The following is a 21364-nucleotide window of genomic DNA, read 5'->3' on the forward strand; positions in this document are numbered from 1 at the left end:
CACCAGCATATGGCCCTGCAACTGCTTCGGCGTCTGGGAATCGCGATCCCTAGTATCCTGGGGATCAGCGTTCTGCTGTATCTCCTGCTTTCGCTCGCGCCCGGGGATCCGTTTGAGGCCCTCGCAGGCAATCCCAACATCCCACCCGAGGTGGCCACGGAACTACGCGTCCGCTTTGGGTTAGACGAGCCCTTCCTGGGCCGCTACATCAGCTGGCTTGGCGCGATGCTGACCGGCGATTGGGGATTTTCATTCGCCAGCCGGGTCGATGTGCTGACCCTAATCGGGCAAAGGGTGCTGCCCACGCTGTTCGTTGCCGGTTGCGCGCTGCTGCTAGCCGTGTGCCTTGCGGTCCCGGTCGGCGTGCGTGCCGGCCTGCGGCCTGGTTCGGTCTTCGATCAACTCGCCAACCTGGGCGCCTTCATCGGCTTCTCGCTGCCGACGTTCTTCACGGGAATGCTGCTGATCCTGCTTTTCGGGATCTGGCTGCGCCTTCTGCCGACGGTATACGAGGCCAGGCTGAACGCGACGGGGTTCGAATGGCTGCTGCTGCAGTTGCGCCAGAGCATACTGCCGATCCTCGTGCTTGCCTTGGTGCAGTTCGGGATCTACGTGCGGATTATCCGCGCGTCCGTGATTGAAGTCGTGCGGCAGGACCATGTACGCACCGCTGTCGCCAAGGGCCTGAAGCCCCGCCGCGTGGTGTGGATCCATATCTTCGGTAACGCGCTGCTCCCGCTGGTGACCATGATCGCACTGCAGCTGCCCTCATTGTTCGGTGGCGCCATCATCACCGAGCAGATCTTCCGCGTTCCCGGGGTTGGTTCGCTGCTGATTGAGGCAATTCTGTCGAACGATACGCCGGTCATCATGGCCATCGCCTTCATCTCCTCCGTGCTGGTCGTTCTGTGCAACATCTTGGCTGATCTGCTGTGCATGTGGATCGACCCTCGGATCCGCAGGAGCTGAAACCATGGGCCAAGCCTTGCCTTTCGCGCGTACCTGGCTCCTGCTGCGCAAATTCGCGCATAACCGCGCTGCCCTGATCGGGTCGGCGGTGTTCATTGCGATGCTCCTTTGCGTCCTGCTGGGTCCGCTGGTCTGGAGCGTAGGCATCGCTGAGATTGACTTCAGCGCCCAGCTGGAGGGCCCGTCGGTGGCACATCCGCTGGGCACCGACGATATGGGCCAGGATCTGCTTGCCCGGCTGCTCTTCGGAGGTCGGATCTCGCTCGCGGTTGGCATCACCGCGGCGCTCGTGGCGACCGTGATCGGCATCGCCATCGGTGCGATGGCAGCCTACGGCTCGCGCGCGGTTGACATCGCATTGATGTGGTTCACCGATCTTTTCCTGTCACTGCCCAACTTGCCGCTGCTGCTCGTCGTGATGTATTTCTTTCGGGAGGCGATGCGCGCAGCCTTTGGTGTGACGCTCGGCACGTTCTTCCTGATCGTTCTGGTTGTCGGCGCACTCAGCTGGATGTCGATTGCCCGGGTGGTGCGCGCCCAGCTCATCTCGCTCAAGCAGCGCGAGTTCATCGAGGCGGCCGCGACCATGGGTGTGCCAAAATGGCGGCTGGTGCTGTTCCATATGCTGCCGAACGTGATCGGGCCGATCCTCGTGCTGACCACGATCGAAGTGGCCGTCGCCATCATCGCCGAATCCTCGCTGTCGTTCCTGGGGCTCGGGTTCCCTTCCGATGTGCCAACCTGGGGTCGGCTTCTCTACGAATCCCGGGACTACGTCGACATCGCGCCGCACTGGGCGCTGTTCAGTGGCAGCGCAATCTTTTTGGTCGTGCTCAGCGTGAACTTCATCGGCGACGGCCTGCGCGACGCCTTCGATCCCAAAACTGCAGCTCGGACCTAACCTGCAAGGAGACCTTCGTGAACTCTCTGAAACAAGAAATCCTCACCGAGGTAATGCAGCGCTCTGGCAGCGGCGCGGCTCTTTCTGACGAAATCTGGTCCTATGCGGAACTGGGTTATCAGGAACACCGTACTGTTGCGGCGCAGATCGCTTGGCTTGAGGCGGAGGGCTTCCGTATTGAGCGCAATGTGGCCGGAATCAGCACTGCCTTCTGGGCGGAGGCGGGTGAAGGCGGGCCGCTGATCGGTATCCTGGGTGAATTCGACGCGCTAGCCAACTTGAGCCAGGTTGATGGCGCGCTGACCGAGCAGGCAGATCAGGATGGCCAGCCAGGACATGGCTGCGGCCACCATCTGCTGGGCACTGGCTCAATGCTGGCGGCGGCAGCGGTCCATGCGGTCCTGAAGCGTCATGGCATTCCAGGCCGGGTGCGCTATTACGGCTGCCCCGCCGAGGAAGGCGGCTCCGGCAAGGTCTTCATGGCCCGAGATGGCGCTTTCGACGACCTCGACGTCTGCTTCTCGTGGCATGCGAATTCGGTCTTTGCGATGCATGCCTCTGACACATTGGCGATCAAGACAGCTGTGTTCCACTTCCGCGGCCGCGCCTCACACGCTGCCGTCTCGCCGCATCTAGGGCGCAGCGCGCTGGACGCAGTCGAGCTGATGAATGTCGGTGTGAACTACATGCGGGAACATATGCTGCCTGAGGCGCGGGTGCATTACGCCATGCTGGACGGCGGCGGCCACGCAGCGAATGTGGTTCAGGCCAATGCGGTGGTAGGATACACCATTCGCGCCCCGGAAATGAGCGATGCCGAGGAATTGTTCGACCGGATCGTCCGCGTCGCCCAAGGCGCCGCGATGATGTCCGAAACGCACGTTGAAGTCTCGGTCAAATCGGGACTGTCGAACGTGCTGACCAACAGCACGCTGGAAAAGGTGATGTTCCGGAACATCACCCAGGTGGTTGGCCCGGTGCAGCACAGCAACGAGGAAATCTCGGTTGCCTCGCAGTACCAGGAAACGATCAGCGAGACGGATGTTATTCATGCCTGTAAGGTCTTTGCGAAGGGCGAGGACATCCGCACCCCGTTGCATCAGGGCATTGTGCCCTTCGACGGAACGCCGACCCGGGTTCCTGTTTCAACCGACGCGGGCGATGTCAGCTGGATCGTGCCGCTCGCGCGCTGCTTTGGTCCCTGTTACGCCGTCGGCACGCCGTTCCATAGTTGGCAGATGGTGGCGCAGGGCAAGCTGAGTTATGCGCACAAAGGCATGTTCGCTGCTGCCAAAGCCATTGCGACCACGGTAATCGACGTGATCGAAACCCCGGATTTGATCGTGGAGGCGCGCACTGAACTGGACCGCAAGCGTCGCGGCCGGCCTTGGGTTTGCCCACTGCCTGCGGATCTGCAGCCGCAGATGGCGGAACTCTGAGCCAGTCTGGGGCGATGATGAGCAACACACCGATCCTATCCCTAAGGGACGTGACAATTGGACTGAAGGCTCGGGCCAGTCAGGAGCCCCTTGTCGAAGGCGTGTCGTTCGATCTCTCGGCCCGTGAGACCCTCGCTATCGTGGGCGAATCCGGCTCCGGAAAAAGCCTGACCTCGCTGGCAATCATGCGGCTACTTGACCAGGCGCTGTTCACGGTCGCAGGGGACATTCGCCTTGGCGGCAAGTCGCTCGCCGAGCTATCCGAAGCGGAAATGCGGAGGGTGCGCGGCAATCGGATTTCGATGATCTTCCAGGAGCCGATGACCTCGCTCAACCCGGTGATGACCATCGGACGTCAGATCACCGAAGTGTTGCGGGAGCACGAGGACCTGACGCACGCGGAGGCTCGGCGCCGAGCCGAGGCGGTGCTCGATCAGGTACAGATCCCGATGGCCCGCCAGCGGCTGGGCGCCTATCCGCACGAACTCTCCGGCGGGATGCGCCAGCGGGTGATGATCGCCTGCGCGCTAGCCTGCCGCCCTGAGGTTCTGATTGCAGACGAACCGACCACCGCACTCGACGTGACGATACAGCGCGAGGTGCTGGATCTGATCCGCACACTGCAGGCTGAGTTGAGGATGGGGGTGATCTTCGTCACCCATGACATGGGTGTGGTGAATGAGATCGCTGACCGCACGATGGTGATGTCAGCGGGCAAGGTGGTCGAGACCGGGATGACAGATGCCATTTTCCGCGCGCCACAGCACATCTATACCCAGCAACTTATTGCTGCCGTTCCCCGAATGGACGATGTGCCATCCACCAGGGCCACGCCGGCAGGGGCACCGCCTCTGTTCGAAGTACACGAGTTGCTGTCACGCTTTGCGATCCGGGGCGGGATGCTCAACCGTCAGACGGCTTGGAATGTCGCGGTCGATAGAGTCAGCTTCATATTGGGTGCCGGCGAGACTATCGGTGTCGTCGGCGAGTCGGGCAGCGGTAAGTCGACTCTGGCCCGTGCCATCATGGGCTTGGCGCCGGTCCATGGCGGCGACATAAAGCTTGAAGGCCGCAGCCTAGTGGACGCACGCAGCCGACGGCGGCCGGACACCGCGATCCAGATGGTCTTTCAGGATTCTGGCGCTGCACTGAACCCCTCGTTCACCATCGGCCAAACACTAGGCGAGGCGGCACGCATCGGTGGCGATACCTCAACCTGGGCGGCAGGCGATCTGCTGCAAAGGGTTGGGCTGCCGCGCACGATGCTGGGTCGGTTTCCGCACGAACTCTCCGGTGGGCAGCGCCAGAGGGTCTGCATCGCCCGAGCTCTGGCCCTGCGGCCCAGGATCATCATCGCTGACGAATCCGTGGCCGCTCTGGATGTTACAACCAAGTTCCAGATCATAGACATGCTGACCGCACTGCAGAAGGAAAGCGGCCTATCCTACATCTTCATCACCCACGACATGGCGGTCGTGCATCGTATTTGTCATAAGGTCGCGGTAATGCGCCGAGGCCAGCTTGTAGAGCTAGGCGACACCCCAGCGGTGCTCGCCGATCCTCGCCACGCCTACACGCAGCACCTGCTGTCGGCGGTCCTTTCAGCTGACCCGGATCAACGGCGCCGGCGCAGGACAATCCCGACAGAGCAAAGCAACCATTCTTCGGTTCAGGGCTTGAATGCCAACCCGCCACCCTTGCGTTATCGGGACATCGCGGACGGACGGCGAATTCTCGCTGCATGAAATCTATGCGTGAGAGGCGGAATCACCCACTCCGGGAGCAGAGTGCTCGCGAAGGCGCTGCCGCTGGTGGGCGCCGATGGCGTCCCCTACAAGGACCTGCGTCGGTTCCAGGTGCACCAGACCCAGGCGGGCTTGCAGCCTCCGGGCATCAACAGCACCGTCGCGGCGCTGCGCTTCTTCTTCACCGTGACCCTCGACCGGCCCGATCTCGCCCGCCGTCTCGCGCTCGTCCGCCAGCCGCGCAAGCTGCCGCTGGTGCTCAGCCTCGAGGAGGTCACGCGGCTGCTCGAAGCGGCGCCAGGTCCCAAGTACGGGGCCGCGCTGGGCACGGCCTACGGCGCCGGATTGCGGGTCTCCGAGATTGTGTCGCTCAAGGTGACCGACATCGATAGCACGCGCATGCTGATCCGGGTCGAACAGGGCAAGGGCCGCAAGGACCGCCATGCCATGCTGTCGCCGCAACTGCTCGAGCTCCTGCGCGCCTGGTGGCGCGAGGGAAGCCGCCGCGGCCTGATGCTGCCCCAGGGCTGGCTGTTCCCGGGCCGCAATCCGGTCACGCCATTGTCGACCCGTCAGGTGAACCGCGCCGTCCACGCCGCAGCCCAAGCCGCCGGGATCCCGAAGCGGGTGACGCCGCACACGCTGCGCCACAGCTTCGCCACGCATCTGCTGGAGCAGGACATCGACATTCGCGTCATCCAGGTCCTGCTCGGCCATGCCAAGCTCGACACCACCGCGCTCTATGCCCGCGTCGCCACCAGCACGATCCGCACGGTCATGAGCCCGCTCGACCGGATCTGGCCTGGGCCGCAGGACGGGGCGCGGCCGGACGGATGACAGGGCGGCGGTGCACCGCCCGCCGCTCGAGGTCGCCGACATCTTCCATCGCCATGGCGCCGCCTGGCGCGCGGCCCAGGCCGGCCATCTCAGCCTTGGCCAGATCAAGGTGATGGCGGCGATCGAGGCCTGCCGCACCGCAGCCCTCGGCGGCCATGTCGAGGGCTGCGAGGATTGCGGCCAGGTCCGCATCGCCTACAATTCCTGTCGCAACCGGCACTGCCCGAAGTGCCAGGGCGCGGCGGCCCGGGACTGGCTCGCCGCGCGCGATGCCGATCTGCTGCCGGTCGGCTACTTCCACGTCGTGTTCACGCTGCCGGCCCGGATGGCCGCCATCGCCTGGCACAACAAGGCCGTGATCTACGATCTGCTGTTCAAGGCCGCCTCCGAGACAATGCTGACGATCGCCGCCGATCCGAGGCATCTCGGCGCCCGCATCGGTCTTACCGCCGTGCTCCATACCTGGGGCTCGGCCATGACCCACCACCCGCACGTGCACATGATCGTGCCTGGCGGTGGCCTCTCGCTCGACGGTGAGCGATGGGTGGCGTGCCGGCCCGGCTTCCTCCTGCCCGTGCGCGTGCTCTCGCGGCTGTTCCGGCGGCTGTTCCTGTCCAAGCTCGCCGACGCCCATGCGGCCGGGCATCTCCAGTTCTTCGGCGATGATCAGGGCCTGAGCGACCGCCATGCCTTTGCCGCCTTCCTGGCGCCCCTGCGCCGGACGAACTGGTTCGTCTACGCCAAGCCTCCCTTTGCAGGACCTGAGGCTGTGTTGGCCTATCTGTCGCGCTACACCCACCGCGTCGCGATCGCCAACTCTCGGCTGATCTCGCTCGACGAGAGGGGCGTCACCTTCCGCTGCAAGGACTATCGCCGCAACGGAGCCGAGCGCGACCAGGTGATGACGCTCGATGCGGGCGAGTTCATCCGGCGTTTTCTGCTCCACGTGCTGCCCAAGGGGTTCCATCGCATTCGCCATTACGGCCTTCTCGCCAGCGCCGGGCGCAAGGCGAACATCCTGCGGGCCCGCGCCTTGCTCGCCGTGCCGGAGCCTGAGACGGACTGCGCTGATACGGACAAGGCTGGCCTCGCCGCATCTCCGGACACGAGGCCGCGCTGCCCCTGCTGCGGCGGCCGCATGATCGTCCTTGAGACCTTCGCACGCGGCCACTATGCCCGCGCGCCGCCTGGGACGCAGACACCATGAGCTCAAACCACAAACCGGATTGCAACGCTGCCCAAGGCGCTCACCATCGGCAGTCGGAAGGCTGTGTGCAACGGAGCTCGCGGGCCTTGGTCAAACAGGTCTCAACGCTGACATCATCTGTCCTTCAACGGGCGCATCGCAACCTGCGCGAGCTTCACGCGCGCCGGCCACCGGCCGAAGCCTCACGTCCAACACGCCAAACACGTTTATCCGGCCACAGCGGGCCAGGCGGAGCCGTCAAATCTCCATAGGTCAAAACCTGCGCTCGTCATCCCGCGGGTTCGTTCCCTGGAGGCTTTCGGACGCCGGCCCCGGTGCATCTGGCTGCGCCTGTGATGGCCGGCATCCGAAACCCTACACATAACGAGACCTTCCCGATATCGCACCCGCGGTTCATTATAGAGGAAGCCAAGGGCGGGGTGCTATGGCACCCCGCCCTTGGCTGTGCAGCCTAGCTTTATCAGCAAGTCTGCCGGAATGGTTCTCACCGGGTCTCGAAGTGCCAGGTAAAGTTGCCCTTCACCGCATGTTCCTGCGCCCTGCGACCGATCTGGCCGGCATAGGACACGCCCAGCGTCATATCCTTGGCGATCTGCCAGTCGAGGCCAGCCTCCGCCACAAAGGCGTTCCGATCGAGCGGGACGCCGGAGACCTCAAAGGCCGACACACCGCCCGAGAAGGCGAGCAGAGTCGACGGGTTAACATCGCCAAAGGCGTGTCGCCATCCTACCAGGCCGCGAAGAGTGAGCGGGAGGTCGGTGCCGAGCTGCGTTTCCGCGCGGATGCCGATCGTGGTGGTGCCGAGCTCATACGTGCGGCCGTAACCGACCAGAGCCGCCGGACCGTCATCTTCACGGAAGCTGTCAAGGTGCAGGCGCATCACCGAGGCTCCGAGGAACGGCTCGACCTTCGTTTTCCCGAGGTCGAACTCGTAGCCGATCTCGCCGAAGGCCAACAGGGTCGACCCATTGTAGGAGGCCGACGCCTTGTCTCTGAAGCCCGGGAGGGAGATCGTGCGGTTCACGTCCACGTCATGATGAGCATAGATCATGCCAAGACGAACGTTGACGGCATCCCACTTCGCCGCCCCGTAGATCGACCCGAGCACGCTCTCGGTCGTGCCCGAGGACAGGCGGCCGTCGATGTCGAAGGACGTGCTCATAAAGCCGCCCGCAACACCGATGCGATAGGTCTCGTTGATCTTCGTCTCGGCGCCGAGAATGAAGCCTCCGGTGGAGGTGTCCATGCCAGCGGCATTGCCATTGGAATTCACCTTGCCCCATGAGCCGAAGCCCTCCCCCCAGAAGGTGACCCGACGCGGGTCGAGGGTCGGGTAGGCCACGTTCCTCGGGGCGGTCTCAGCCTCGTTGCGCAGACGGTCGAGGATGCTGTTCTGCACCCGCTGCGCATCCATGACCGCCGTGGTCGCCGCCGAGGCATGAGCCTCGCCCGAAAGGGCGTCGAACGCCTGCCGAGCGCCGCCGGCGCTGGCGCCGACCACGGTGTCGAACAGGCGGTTGCCTTCCCCGAGCGCCTCGACCGCATCGGCCACGCGGTACTGGTTGGCCGAGACAGCGACCGAGTGGAACGCAACCGGCTCCGGCCCTGGCGGTTGCGGCTCAACCTTGCGGACAAGCGTGAGCGTCACCGCATTCGTATCGTAGCCGAGGGTTGGCACGACGAAGGCGAAGTCGGCGCCGGCCTCGGTGCCGTCGAACTTGCCCGTGACGCCTCCCGCCGCGGTCAGGATCGTGTACGGCAAGAGCGAGTACTGGCCCTGGTCGGCAAAGATGCGCACGGTGCCGCCATTGAGAGTGGCGATGCCCGTCGCGGCGATGCGGTCGGACTGACCCGCTCCGTTGACCTCGACGTCGTAGAACGAGCCGGGACCGAAGGTGACATTGCCCGCCACCTTCAGGGTGCCGATCGAGTTGCCGGGAGCCACGATGCCCTTGTCGAGGGCCGCGAGGCCGCCGACCGTCCCGCTGCCGGACAAGGTGGTATCGGCACCGACGGTCACGTGAGACTGCCCGAGTGAGCCGTTCACGGCGAGGTTGCCCGCGCGGATGAACGTGTTGCCGGTCAGTCCGTGTGTTCCCGTGAGGTTCAGTCGTCCTGCGCCCCCCTTGACGAGGCTTCCGCTGCCGTTGATCGCGTGCGCGAACGAGGCATCGGCTCCTTGATCGAACACCAGCTCGGCGCCGGAGCCGACGGTGTTGACGGCGCTGCTGGCCAGGCTATGGGCATTGACGACGAGCGTTCCCTGATTGACGGCGGTTTCCTGGTGCGTGTTGGGACCGAGGAGGGTCAGAGAGCCGGCGCCGACCTTCACGAGCACGCCATTGCCGGAGATCGTGGAGCGAATGGTGGTGTCGAACCCATTGGTATCGAAGACGGCGGACCCGGCGGTGAGGACGATCGCGCGGCCCGCCGACAGGTCGAAGGCGGAGCCGAAGATCAGGCTGCTGGTGTTGACGAACTCGATACCGCCCGTGGCGGCGCCGAGATTGGCGTCCGAGGAAATCAGCAGCCTGCCGTCGCGGATTCTCGTGCCGCCGGAGTAGGTGTTGCGGCCGGTCAGCTCCAAGGTGCCGGAACCGGACTTGAGGAACTGGCCGGTGCCCGAGATATCCGCCGTGAGCGTGCCGGACGTGGCCTGGTTCAGCTCCAGGATACCGTCGTTCTCAATGTCGCCCGTGCCGAAGCTGGTCGCCGTTCCCACGAGGGTGCCCGCCTGAATGTGCGTGCCACCCGAGTAGGTGTTCGCATCGGACAGAACAAGCGTGCCGGCACCGGCCTTGGCCAGTTTCCCGGTTCCTGTGACAGGAAGATCGAGTGTAGCCGTTGACCCGCTCGCCACGTTGATCCCGCCCTGCGCGCCTGCGATGGCGAGCTCCCCGTTCGAAGTCGTGTGCAGGAGGTATCCGTCGCTCTCGAAACGCAGGTTGGAGAAGGTCTGCGCGCCCTGGACATCGACATCACCAGAGGTGCCGCCGAAGATCGCCGTGTTGCCGTCCCACTCCGTCAGCAGGCTGCTGCCGTCGGCGTTTGCCCAACCCGGCGCGGATGACCACGTGCCGGAGCCACCCTTCCAGTACTGGTCGCCCGTGACCGCCGCGATCATCAGCTCGACCTTTCCGTCAGCGGCATTGATGGTGAAGTTGCCAGCCTGGAACCCGGCAGGGGTGTTCGCGAGAGCCATCCCGTTGTTCGTGAGCGTGCCGCCGTAGTCGAACAACCGATACGATTCGCCGAGGGACAAGGTTGAGAGGGCGTTGATCTCGAGGTTGCCGCCCAGGGTCAGGTTGCCGAGCACGCTGAACGCGGCAGAGCCCGGCATCGTGAGGATCGTGCCTACCGTCGAACCTGACGCAAGGTTGAGCGAGCCCATGCTAAACGCGCTGCCGGTTTCTGAGAGCAGACGGGCACCGGATGCAACATCCACGTTGCCTGCGATGTCTCCGTAGCCCCCGAGCATCGCTCCCGAAAGGACGCGCACGTTCCCGTTCAAAGTTGCCCCGGGAAGAAGGCCGAGACCGCCAGCCTCGACGACCGTGTCGCCCGTGTAGGTATTAGTCCCCATCAGGTACAAGTCGCCGGCACCTCTCTTGATCAACCCTCCCGACCCGGAGATGGCGCCTTCGAAACTGCTGAACGAGTCCGCCTCATTGACGATGAGGTTGTTCGCGCCGAGGTTCACCGTGGAGTGCCCTATGCCGGTCAGCCCGGCAACTTCCCGGTCCCCGGAAGCTCCTGAAATGTCGAATTCGGCAGTGTCCGTCATCCAAACCCGCGAGGAAGCGATGCTCCCGTTTCCGGAGAGGACAAGATTGGCATTCGGGGCCACCCTGATCGAACCGATGGCGTTGTCTCCGGTCAGCTCGAGGGTGCCCGTATTGACGAGGGTGTCTCCCGTGTAGGTGTTGTCGCCACCCAGCGTCAGCTTGCCCGGATGCCACTTCGTGAGCGAACCCGAACCCGAGATCGCGCCCTGGAAGGCGCCGTCAGTGCTCTGCTTGAATTCGAGAGTCCCGTTGTTGAGGACGGGGCCCGTGCCGAGGCCCGCTGCATGCGTGACGATCCCGCCCTGCGCGATGGTCGTGCCGCCCGCATAGGTGTTGACGTGTTGCAGCTCGATCTTGCCGTTGCCGGTCTTCTCGACCCGGCCGAGGCCGGAGATCGGGCCGCCGGCGAACACGCGGTCGACGCCCTGCTGATCGAACGTCAGGTGCGTCCCGTGGGCCATGGTGACGGGACCCTCTCCCAGCCCTCCGGCATGCGTGACGATCCCACCCTGCGTGATGGTGGTGCCGCCCGTGTAGGTGTTCTCGCCATTCAGGAACAGGGTGCCGGCCCCTCGCTTCTCGACCCCTCCCCGCGTGGTCCCTCCCGTCCCGCTGATCACTCCCCCGAAGACGTTATCCTGAGCGTTGCCGACGATGAGGCGCTTGAGACCGAGGCTGATGGTACCCGTTCCCGCAATGCCGTTCAGCGTGAGGCCTTCATTGGTCCCATTGAGATCGAGCGTCGCGCCTTCCTTCACGGTGATCATCTGCGATGCGAAGGTCGTCGTAAAAACTAGCGCCAAGGTGCCTTCGCTGACGGTCGTCGCTCCGGTGTATCGTTGATCTGAGAGCAAAGTGAGCGTTCCTGCCCCTTTCTTCTCCAGGGAACCGAACCCGGTGATCAGCCCGCCCTTGTGTGTTCCCGAGACCGCCTGATCGAACACGAGATGTCCGTTGTTGTTGGCGACAGCAGAGTAATCAAGAGCCTCAGCATTGGTAACGAGTGTTCCCTGCATGATGGTTGTCCACCCGATGAAGGAGCTCGTACCGGTGAGGGTCAGGGTGCCTGCGCCCGTCTTGATCAGATTCGTTTCATCTCCTCCTTGGATCGTGCCGCCAAACGTGCTCGCACCCGCAATATCGAGGTACAGTGGCATTTTGCCGAGCCTGATTGTCGCGAGGGAACCTCCAGACAATCCCTTCACGGTACGCGCCGATTGGATAGCGGAGACATCGAACACTGCGCCGTCGCCGATGTTGACGGACGACGCGTTGATGGATCCGGAGCCAGCCAGCGCCAGGGTTCCTTCGAGGACATTCGTCTCGCCGCTGAAGCTGTTGGCCCGCTCGAGCGAGAGCGTGCCGGTGCCGCGTTTCGTCAGGCCGCCGCGCCCCGAGATTTGGGATTGGATGGCCAGGGTTGCGCCGTTGGAATCGATGGTGCCGCCCTGGGCGCCGAGCTCGATGCCCCGTGATAGGGTATTCGAAAACCGCGCGCTGGGGTCGGCCGCCCGCAGGATGCCGCCGTCGAACAGGATCTTGCCGCTCCCGCTAAGCTGTTGGAACCCGTTTGTTTCGAGAATACCACCGTCGAGAAGTTCAACGGTGACCGGCTCAGCATAGGAGCTGAAGACGATGTCGGGGCTTACGACCTTGCCCCCGTCCTTGATCGTGAGAGTGCCATTTCCCGCACCAAGGTAGCCGAGCCGAATGCTCTCCGAGCTTGTCAACTCGGATCCCGCCCCACTGACGGTCACGTTGCCCCGACCGCTTGACCCAATGAGCGTCCGGAGTGCGGAGACCTTGCCTCCGCTGAGAATGTTGAGCGTGCCAAATCCCGTGGCTCCCCCACCGAGGCCAAGGAGATGGGTATCGACCGCACCGCCGTGCTCGACGGTCACGGTACCGTTCCCACCCCTGCCGATGTCGAGGGTATAGGGAACCACCCAACGGGATCCTGCGCCTGTGACGGTAACGGATCCGATGGCGGGCTTGTCGTTGAACCATTCATAGCCGACGTAGGCAGAACCCGCGTCGTAGGGCGGGACCTCTTGGTGCGTGACGGTTGCCCGCTCGCCGATTATTAAGGACCCCGTGTCCCTGCGTCCAACATAGAGGCTCCCCTCGATCTCGGTGTCCGTGCCGTAGTACTCCGCCTGACCGTTATCGATATCGAGCGCCCCTGCGGCGCCGATGGACACCAACAGAGCAGCAATGGAGGTCGAGGCCAGGAGCAGCGCGAGACGCGTCGAGGAGTGGGGGGCATATGCAAACTTTGTACCTGAGACGCTCTCAACCACTCTTCAACTCCTCTGCGATAGGCTCGACTGGATGCTCAGACCGCGGTATAAATTCTTGCACTCATTTTTGCTAACAAAAATATCGACTGACCGGGCCGGATGGATCGTATAGTGGCCCTCGTCGACGTTCCCCCTTCGGAAATGCCCATGCCGGATGGGCCGCAGCAGGATGTGTTTCCCCGGACCCGAGGATCCTCACCGGAGGTGGATCGGGTGATGGCGTATGTCCGGGATGGCATCGCCCAGGGACGGCTCTCGCCGGGCCAGAAGCTGATTGAGAACGATCTGTGCACCGCCTTGGGGCTCAAGCGCGGACCAGTGCGTGAGGGATTGCGCATGCTCGCCGGCCAGGGCGTGCTTGACCTGATCCCGAACCGCGGCGCCTGGGTGCGCAAGCTCGACCGCAAGGATCTCGCCGACATGGTCCAGACCCTGGTCAGCCTCCACACCGGCGCGCTGTTCCAGGCGCTGCGGAGGAGCAGCGAGGCGCAACTGAAGGCAGTGCTTGATCCGATTGTTGCCGAGATGCGGCTGGCGATGGCGGCGCGCTCCTACCCGGCGCTCCTGCGCGAGATCGGCCGCTACTACGCGGCGATCATCGATCTCTCCGGCAACCGCTACATGACCTATCTGCTCGAGGCGCTGCACGTGTACCATTACCACCGCTCGATGGCACTCGAGATGAGGATTGAGAACTGGCCCGTTTACGTCGGCACGCTCGAGAAGGCCCATGAGGCGATCGTCCGCAAAGACTTCATAGCCGCGGCAACCGTCTTCGAGGAGCACGCCCAGCGGCTCCAGGCGGTGCTGGCTCAGGACACGACGCCGGCTGTCTTCCGCTGAGCCCATGACCGCAGTCCCCCGGATTGGCAGAATTCCCGAAGGCCCAATCAGGCAAGTACGGCCGCAGGCTGATCCCGGCAGCACCATGCCAGCGCACGGCCGGGTTCGCATCGGTTCGAAAGTCTGAAATGGGTCAGAGAAAGAGATTGGCGAGGAGGAGTGAACGTCTGTCCAACCCTGCTAAGCTGACGAAGATCCTAAAGGACAGGGTCTGGTTTCCGGTCGACAATAGCGGCCAAGGTTCATTGCGGGGGGCTTTGCTTCAGGAGCACTGCAATGCAAGACCAGATTGCCAACCATCCCTGCCGAACCACAGCACCTTGGAACCGGGGCAAGCTGATAGGACCCAAGCCACCTCTCAAGGCGAAGGAGGTCTGGTCCATTCGGGTCAGGCTCCAAGTGGCGCAGCGCATTCGTGACTTGGCTCTGTTCAATCTCGCCCTCGACAGCAAGCTGCGGGCCTGTGACCTGGTCGCGCTCCGGGTCGACGATGTAGCCCTCAACGGCCGGGTGCGGTCCCGAACTACGGTCATGCAACGGAAGACCGGCCGACCTGTTCAGTTCGAGATCACTGAGCAGACCCGGGAGGCTGTGGGACGCTGGCGGGAGAAGAAGGACCTGCATAAGGGCGAGCCGCTGTTCCCGAGCAGAGTCAATCGGCGAAGGCCAATGACGACGCGCCAGTACGCTCGCCTGTTGGCGTCCTGGCTTCGTGCGATTGGTCTGGATCCCCTCGCCTATGGCACCCACTCCCTACGGCGGACCAAAGCGTCGATGATCTATCGGAGAACCGGCAATCTCCGGGCCGTGCAGCTTCTGCTCGGCCACTCTAAGATCGAGAGCACTGTTCGGTATCTTGGGATCGATGTCGACGATGCCCTTCTGATCGCCGAGCAGGTTGAGATCTGAACCCAGAGGCGGCCTGTCGACGGGCCGCCTCTACCATCACCGAGCATCAGGGACCAACGGCCGGACCTGAGGCTTAAACAGCCCAAAGACAAACGACCGGCGCGTGCCATAACGAGACCTTCCGAATGATTGAAGATCTGCCCAATTACCCGAAGCAAGCAAACAGGCGGCGCACGGAGCGCCGCCTCAGTCTATGCGTTCAGGTTTAATGGGTGTCGAATTTCCAGACGAGATTGCCTTTGACGGAATGCTCCTGCGCATGCTCGCCGATTTGGCCGCTGTAGCTCACCCCCAGGCTGAGCGCATCGGAGGCCTGCCAGTTCAGCCCCGCCTCGGCCACGAGCGCATCCCAGTCGACCGGAACGCCGGCCACCGTGAAGACCGAGGTTCCGCCGGCAAACGCCAGCAGGCTCTCCGGCCGGACATCGCCATAGGCATGCTGCCAGCCCAGCAGCCCGCGCACGGTCAGCGGCAGCTCCGGGCTCACCTGGGCTTCGGCCCGCAGCCCCACCGTCGTGGTGCCGAGATCGTAGCCGCGCGCAAAGCCGGTGAGAGCCGCCGCCCCGCCCGCCTCGCCGAAGCTGTCGGTGTGCAGGCGCAGGATCGACGCGCCCACGAAGGGCTCCAGGACCGCAACACCGGCCTCGAAGCGGTAGCCGAGCTCTCCGAACGCCTGGGCCGTCCAGCCGTTGTAAGAGGCCCTGAGATCGTCGCTGAAACCGGGGAAGACGACCCGGCGGCTCGTGTCGATGTCATGGACCGCATAGGAGGTGCCCAGGCGCAGGTTCAGCCCGCCCCAGGTGCCGGAGCCGTAGAGCGCCCCGAACACGCTCTCGTTCGAGCCCGAGGACCGGCGCCCGTCGATGTCGAAGGTGGTGCGCGTAAACCCGCCCGCAATGCCGATCCGATAGGCCTGGTCGAAGGTCGCGTCCGCGCCGATCGCAAAGCGGCCCGTGGCGGTGTCCATGCCGGCCGCATTGCCATTGCGGTCGACTTTTCCCCATGAGCCGAAGGCCGCACCCCACAGAGCGAAACGGCGCGGATCCAGGGTCGGCACCGGAACGGGCGCCGGGAGCGGCGCCACGCCGGGCAGATCGGCCGCGAACGCCGCCGCCACCGTGGCGGGCGAGCCGACCGGCTGCCGCAACCGGCCGAGCACGGTGTTCCGGATCTCGCGGGCATCGCCGTAGGCGCTCGTGACCGCCGAGGCATGCACCTCGCCCGACAGGGCGTCGAAGGCCTGCCGCGCGCCGGCAACGCTCTGGCCGAGCACGGCGTCGAAGACGGGGTGACCAGCGCCGAGGGCCTCCGCCGCGCCGGCCACGTTGTATTGGTTGCGGGTCGCAGCCACCGAGGTGAACGCCAGCGGGGGCGGATCGGTGGGATCGGTCGGAACCGTCTTCCGCTCCAGGGTCAGGAAGACATGATTGGCGTCATAGCCCAGCGAGGGAGCCAGGAAGGCGAAGTTCGACGTGACCGTGTCGAATGTGTCGGTCACGCCGCCGCTCGCGGTGAGGATCGTGTACGTGGTCGAGGGCAGATAGACGCCGTTCTCCGCCAGCACCTGCACGGTGCCGCCCGCCAGGGTCGCTGTGCCCGTGGCCACGATGTGATCGGACTGACTGGCGGCATTCGCTTCGACCTGGTAGGTCGAGCCCGCTGCAAAGCTGACATTGCCGTGCACCGTCAGCGTGCCGATGGAATTGCCCGGCCGAACGGAAGCCCCAGTCCGGACCACCAGGCCGCCGATCGTGCCGCCTCCCGACAGGATGGCGCCATTCGCCACGGTCACAATGGAATTGGCCAGCGACCCGTTGACGGCCAATCGCCCGGACTGGACGGCGGTCGGGCCCGCGAAGTCGCTGGTCCCGGTCGCCGTCCAGGTCGATGCGCCCGTCTTTTCAAGTTCTTCGAAGTGCTGAAACTGTGCGCTGTTCCCCAAGGTGGCGAGATTGAAGCCAGCGTCACTGACGCCGCCGAGGCGCAACGTGTCGGTTCCGTCTCCAGCGATGGTCCCGGTGAACGAATAGCCCTTGCGCAGCTCGAGCACGTTGGTGCCGCCGGTGAACGTGATCGCATTGCTGCCATCACCGCCCGCAATCGTGCCGCTGTTGATGACCGTCAGGTTCTCGCCCCGGATGCCGTCTCCACCTTCCCGCTGCTGGGTACTACCCCAGCCACCGGCAATGCCGCCGACACCGCCGGCAATCGTGCCACTGTTGTCGATGGTTGCACCGGTTGTCGTCTGCACCAGAACACCGACGCCGCCGGTTCCTCCAGTTCCATCATCCCCCCCACCATAAAGCAACCCGTCACCTCTACCACCATTGCCACCGTTGCCGCCGGTGACCGTGCCCGCGTTGGTGATCGCAGTGCCGGTCAGAACAACGCCGTTGCCGCCGCCACCGCCGCCGCCGCCGCCGGACCAGTCGCCCGTCCTCGCACCATTGCCGCCGTTACCCCCGTTGCCCCCTGTGATGATTCCGCTGTTGCTGAGAATGCTGGTGACAGTTGCGCCACGGCCGCCGCCGCCGCCGCCGCCACCGCCGCTGTCTCCGGAGCCTCCCCCACCGCCGCTGTCAGGGCCGCCACCGTTGCCGCCTCCTTCGATATCTGTTCCGGTTGCTCCGCCTTCGGGACCCGATCCGGCGCCGGGAAGGACACGGCGATAGCGGCCGCCGGTGCCGCCTGCGCCCGACGTGAAACTCCCGTCCCCCGCTGTGCCGCCAGCACCACCGGGTCCCTCCGTTCTGATAGCGGCGTCACCCCCGTTCGATCCATTCGCTCCCACAAGTGAATCCGCAGATTGGGCATAAGTCGGTGCGCCGGAAGCCTCAACCAGTGTCATCGCTGCAGCAACTAATATTGCGCGAGCAGCGGTCCCCGACAGCAGGGCAGAGAGGCGTGAAAGCATTTCGGGCTCGGAAAAGATTGCCGTCACCTTGTCCATCCCGGAATCCGTGCTGCCGAGATGCGCGTCATTGCCGATGACGCCCCATCGTTTTCGATATTCAGTATGTCTGAACCCCTGTGGCCAACGTCAAAGAAGGCAGCGTTCGACACGGTTGCAAGTGCTCTCCTTCGACATAGGCCCATCCTCTCCCCCCAGCTCTTCTCATCTGACATACGGAGCCTCGAGAAACTCCGTTGGATCATGGGCCCATAGCATGCCTTTCCCGTGAGCGATTGCCTGAGCGTCTCACGGGGATTGCCCCTGCGTTTCAATCGTCGGCGATGAGGCGAAAAGCCGAACTGCGTTGCGCGGCCGTCACACCCGGCATTGCGCTGGATGCCATCGGCTCCAGCCGCGCTGGCTTTCTAGAGCCCCGCATGTGAGCATCCTTGATGCCGTTAATGCCCTGGTCGGTGAAGCCGAGCTTTGTGCGGCTCACAAAGCCGCTTTCGACCGCCGCTGGTTGGAGAGGCTCTCGCCAGCTTTCGCCACGAAGCCGTGGGCCTGCTCGCTCGACGAAGTTCCGTGGAAGGGGGAGGGCTTTGAAAGCCTTACTCTCAGCTACATCGATATGAAGAGCGGCTTCTTCTTCCAGGCACACCGTGCGGCCGAAGACTGCCTCGCCGCCCTTCAGATTCTGAAGCTCCCGCTGCCGAAATCCAGCCTCTCCCCAATTTCCTATTTCCTGCAGGCGTCCAAGGCCATCACATGCCGGATCAGGGCGCCGAACACGCCCTTCGAGCGCAAGGAACTCCTGAAGGCGCGATCCTATCGTTGGTCGGATGGGTCGGACGGATCGCCCAAAGCATGGTGGATCGACGTCCCAGAAGGACAGCTCCAGGAGGAAATCACCTTCTTATAGTCGCAAATCTACATGCGCCCGATCGACGTAGCCGTTCGGCGCATTACTGCCCATGAGCGGTTTTCCGCAAGGGCGGACTAACTCCAGCCCAGCGCTCAAAACTCCAGCTTGCAGGGAAGTGGAGAGCGATCACCCCTCTCCATTATTGTTTTATAGCGGCCCCCCGGCTTGCGGCAAGCCCACCGCGATGGCCCATAAATGCTGCCCTCGATCCGAACCTGAGGGAGCCGTAACGATGCGTGTGCTGTTGTCGACCTATGGGTCACGCGGAGACGTTCAGCCGCTGGCGGGGCTTGGCCTGGCCTTGCAGAGGATCGGTGCGGAGGCGCTGGTCTGCGCACCGTCCGATGCCGAATTCGTGGAGTTGCTGAACCGATCTGGCGTACCATGGGCACCGGCCTTCATGCCCGTGCGCCAATGGATCGCGACGGCGAAGCAGTCAGGCCTGCGCCTGCCCCAACTCGCGGCCATGATGGTCCCCGCCCAGTTCGACGCGATCGCGGCAGCAGCCGACGGCTGCGATGCCATCGTCGCCACCGGCCTGTTTCCGTCCGTGGCGGCCGCGCAGTCTGTGGCCGAAAAACTCGGGATCCCATTTGTCTTGGTGGGCTTTTACCCGATCATCCTCCCGTCGCCGCACCACCCACCCATGGAATACCCCGGCTGGCCGCACCCGCCCGAACTGACCGACAACCTGGCGCTATGGGAGTTCAACGTTCAGGCGATGAACGGGCTCTTCGGCGCGGCGGTCAACACCCACCGCACATCGATCGGCTTGCCGAGGGTGGACAATGTGCGTGATCACGTCTTCACACGCCGTCCATGGCTGGCATCGGACCCGATCCTCAGCCCGTGGCATCCGACTGACCTAACTGATGCTGCACAGACCGGAGCATGGATCCTGCCGGACACGCGTCTGCTCCCGGCCGATCTAGAGGCGTTCCTCGGTGCTGGCGCCCCTCCGGTCTATGTCGGCTTCGGCAGCATGGCCATGCACACCTCGGACAACCTCGCCCGTGTCGCCATAGAGGCGGTCCGCGCGCAAGGCCGCCGCCTGATCCTCGCCCAAGGCTGGGCCAATCTTGCGCCGATCGATAGTCGGGACGACTGCTTCGCCGTCGGCGAGGTCAACCAGCAAGCGCTATTCACTCGGGTCGCAGCAGTCGTGCACCATGGTGGCGCCGGAACGACCACGGCGGCCGCATGTGCCGGTACGCCTCAGGTGGTGGTCCCCCAGGGTGCCGACCAACCCTATTGGGCTCGCCGTGTCACCGAACTCGGCATCGGCGCGGCGCACGATGGCCCGATCCCTAGGGCCGGATCGCTGGCAGCCCCGCTCAAGACGGCGCTGGCCCCTGCGACCCGCGAGCGAGCATCGGCCATTGCCAAGTCGATCCGCAGCAACGGGGCGATGGTCGCTGCGGACATGCTCGTTCGCGCGATCCGCGGCGGCAAGCCATAGACATATGCACTTGGCTGAGGCCGCGATCCTACGCGCACGGCCTTCTGCAACTGGCACGGTGTGTTATAGAGGCGCGCATGATCGATCTTGAAGGTGAAGTGCTTATCCTGACCGGGTCACCAGGATCAGGGAAAACGACCACGGCCCAGGCGCTTGCCCAAGAGCCAGGGGCTCCGAAGGTGCACCTACATGCCGACGACTTCTGGCATTTCATTAAGAACGGTGCGGTCGCACCCTTTCTGCCCGAAGCGCACGGGCAGAACGCAGTGGTGATCGACGTCCTCGCAAAGGCAGCAGAAAGATATGCCAAGGGGGGCTATTTCGTTGTGCTGGATGGGATCATTGGACCCTGGTTCCTAGAGCCCTTCAATACCCTGTCCGTACCCCTCCACTACGTTGTCCTCCGCCCACCGCTCGATGTTGCCATCCGGCGGTGTCGTGAACGCGGCGGCACCACGCTGACCGATCCTGTGCCCATTACAGCCCTCTACCAGCAGCTGTCTTGCCTCGGCGAGCTTGAGCGCCACGTCCTGAGGACCGACGGGCACAGCCCGCAGGATACTCTGAGCGAGGTCATCAACGCAGTGCATAGTGGGGCGCTTCGCTTGGTCTCATAGGTCTGCCCTGGCTCATCCCGGCTCATTATGCCTCCTTACCGGTATTAGGTAGCACAAAAAGGCACCGTCAATTTAACGAGCTGAACGCAAAATGCCTCATTAGGCCGATGGATCAGAAGGCCACCGCAGTGCCCGTCACCTCGGCCCAAACTTCGAAGGCTCGGGCGCGGGACTGGTGACGATCAGCGGCGTTAGAGTTCGCGGGATGACGGAAGAGGTTGGCAATCTCATCATGAACTGAGAGAAAGCGCTGGGCCTGCCCAGCTGACTTGAAGCGTTTCATGATGAGCTCGCGTCGTCGGGTGGGTTGATGGCTGTTCTCCGCTCTGTTGTTCAAGCCTTTGTGTTGTCGGTGCTCCACACTAGGCATGACCGTCTTTCTCGCCGCTGCATAACTGGCGAGTTTATCCGTGATCATCACGCAGGGCGTTCTACCCTGCTTCTTGAGCAATTTCCGCAGCAGGCGCTTCGCGGCTTTTGTGTCCCGACGGCTCTGGACTAGGATGTCGAGCACGAAGAGTTATTTCGGAATGTG

Annotated in this window: 13 protein-coding genes and 1 pseudogene; 11 read left to right on the forward strand and 3 right to left on the reverse strand. The window is 64.0% G+C overall.

Annotation, left to right across the window (positions count from 1 at the left end; all coding sequences use genetic code 11):
- Window positions 1–9 precede the first annotated feature (9 nt).
- The 6 genes from RE429_RS30165 (at window position 10) to RE429_RS30190 (ending at window position 7098) form a co-directional block, all read left to right on the forward strand.
- Window positions 10–969, forward strand: coding sequence for an ABC transporter permease (locus RE429_RS30165; RefSeq protein ID WP_414475982.1), 960 nt, complete (start codon window positions 10–12; stop codon window positions 967–969).
- A gap of 4 nt (window positions 970–973) precedes the next feature.
- Window positions 974–1870 carry an ABC transporter permease gene (locus RE429_RS30170; RefSeq protein ID WP_414475983.1) on the forward strand — a complete coding sequence of 299 codons (897 nt, stop codon included), beginning with the start codon at window positions 974–976 and terminating at the stop codon, window positions 1868–1870.
- 17 nt (window positions 1871–1887) lie between these two features.
- Complete coding sequence (locus tag RE429_RS30175; protein WP_414475984.1) at window positions 1888–3309, forward strand: amidohydrolase; 1422 nt, start codon at window positions 1888–1890, stop codon at window positions 3307–3309.
- Between the two features lie 14 nt (window positions 3310–3323).
- The gene (locus tag RE429_RS30180; RefSeq protein WP_414475985.1) at window positions 3324–5054 is read left to right on the forward strand and encodes a dipeptide ABC transporter ATP-binding protein; all 1731 of its coding nucleotides are present in this window, start codon (window positions 3324–3326) and stop codon (window positions 5052–5054) included.
- 66 nt (window positions 5055–5120) lie between these two features.
- Window positions 5121–5891, forward strand: a complete 771-nt coding sequence (locus RE429_RS30185; protein ID WP_414476492.1) for a tyrosine-type recombinase/integrase — start codon at window positions 5121–5123, stop codon at window positions 5889–5891.
- Window positions 5892–5901: 10 nt separating this feature from the next.
- On the forward strand, window positions 5902–7098 hold the full coding sequence (locus RE429_RS30190; RefSeq protein ID WP_414475986.1) for an IS91 family transposase: 1197 nt from the start codon (window positions 5902–5904) through the stop codon (window positions 7096–7098).
- Window positions 7099–7582: 484 nt separating this feature from the next.
- Here the strand turns inward: RE429_RS30190 and RE429_RS30195 are convergent, their stop codons facing one another.
- Window positions 7583–13183 carry an autotransporter-associated beta strand repeat-containing protein gene (locus RE429_RS30195; RefSeq protein WP_414475987.1) on the reverse strand — a complete coding sequence of 1867 codons (5601 nt, stop codon included), beginning with the start codon at window positions 13181–13183 and terminating at the stop codon, window positions 7583–7585.
- A gap of 204 nt (window positions 13184–13387) precedes the next feature.
- Here RE429_RS30195 and RE429_RS30200 point away from each other — a divergent pair, with 204 nt between their 5' ends.
- Entirely contained in the window at window positions 13388–14026 is a 639-nt protein-coding gene (locus RE429_RS30200) for a GntR family transcriptional regulator (RefSeq protein ID WP_414475988.1), read from the forward strand.
- A gap of 276 nt (window positions 14027–14302) precedes the next feature.
- Complete coding sequence (locus tag RE429_RS30205; RefSeq protein ID WP_414475989.1) at window positions 14303–14935, forward strand: tyrosine-type recombinase/integrase; 633 nt, start codon at window positions 14303–14305, stop codon at window positions 14933–14935.
- A 205-nt stretch (window positions 14936–15140) separates the two neighbouring features.
- Here the strand turns inward: RE429_RS30205 and RE429_RS30210 are convergent, their stop codons facing one another.
- On the reverse strand, window positions 15141–17726 hold the full coding sequence (locus tag RE429_RS30210; RefSeq protein WP_414475990.1) for an autotransporter domain-containing protein: 2586 nt from the start codon (window positions 17724–17726) through the stop codon (window positions 15141–15143).
- Window positions 17727–18267: 541 nt separating this feature from the next.
- Here RE429_RS30210 and RE429_RS30215 point away from each other — a divergent pair.
- From RE429_RS30215 to RE429_RS30225, 3 genes are all read left to right on the forward strand, one after another.
- Complete coding sequence (locus RE429_RS30215) at window positions 18268–18750, forward strand: hypothetical protein (RefSeq protein WP_414475991.1); 483 nt, start codon at window positions 18268–18270, stop codon at window positions 18748–18750.
- Window positions 18751–18985: 235 nt separating this feature from the next.
- The gene (locus RE429_RS30220) at window positions 18986–20212 is read left to right on the forward strand and encodes a glycosyltransferase (RefSeq protein ID WP_414475992.1); all 1227 of its coding nucleotides are present in this window, start codon (window positions 18986–18988) and stop codon (window positions 20210–20212) included.
- Between the two features lie 80 nt (window positions 20213–20292).
- On the forward strand, window positions 20293–20829 hold the full coding sequence (locus tag RE429_RS30225; RefSeq protein WP_414476493.1) for an ATP-binding protein: 537 nt from the start codon (window positions 20293–20295) through the stop codon (window positions 20827–20829).
- A 112-nt stretch (window positions 20830–20941) separates the two neighbouring features.
- Here RE429_RS30225 and RE429_RS30230 read toward each other — a convergent pair.
- Window positions 20942–21346 (reverse strand): annotated as a pseudogene (locus RE429_RS30230) (DDE-type integrase/transposase/recombinase); the annotation flags it as partial.
- Window positions 21347–21364: the final 18 nt, after the last annotated feature.

It is taken from the genome of Microvirga sp. M2, from assembly GCF_047497095.1.
Lineage (GTDB): Bacteria > Pseudomonadota > Alphaproteobacteria > Rhizobiales > Beijerinckiaceae > Microvirga.

What these genes read in the sequence shown, in the direction of transcription:
- RE429_RS30165 (WP_414475982.1), top strand. Translation starts at nt 10, where the DNA reads ATGGCCCTGCAACTGCTTCGGCGTCTGGGAATCGCGATCCCTAGTATC.
- RE429_RS30170 (WP_414475983.1), top strand. Translation starts at nt 974, where the DNA reads ATGGGCCAAGCCTTGCCTTTCGCGCGTACCTGGCTCCTGCTGCGCAAA.
- RE429_RS30180 (WP_414475985.1), top strand. Translation starts at nt 3,324, where the DNA reads ATGATGAGCAACACACCGATCCTATCCCTAAGGGACGTGACAATTGGA.
- RE429_RS30205 (WP_414475989.1), top strand. Translation starts at nt 14,303, where the DNA reads ATGCAAGACCAGATTGCCAACCATCCCTGCCGAACCACAGCACCTTGG.
- RE429_RS30220 (WP_414475992.1), top strand. Translation starts at nt 18,986, where the DNA reads ATGCGTGTGCTGTTGTCGACCTATGGGTCACGCGGAGACGTTCAGCCG.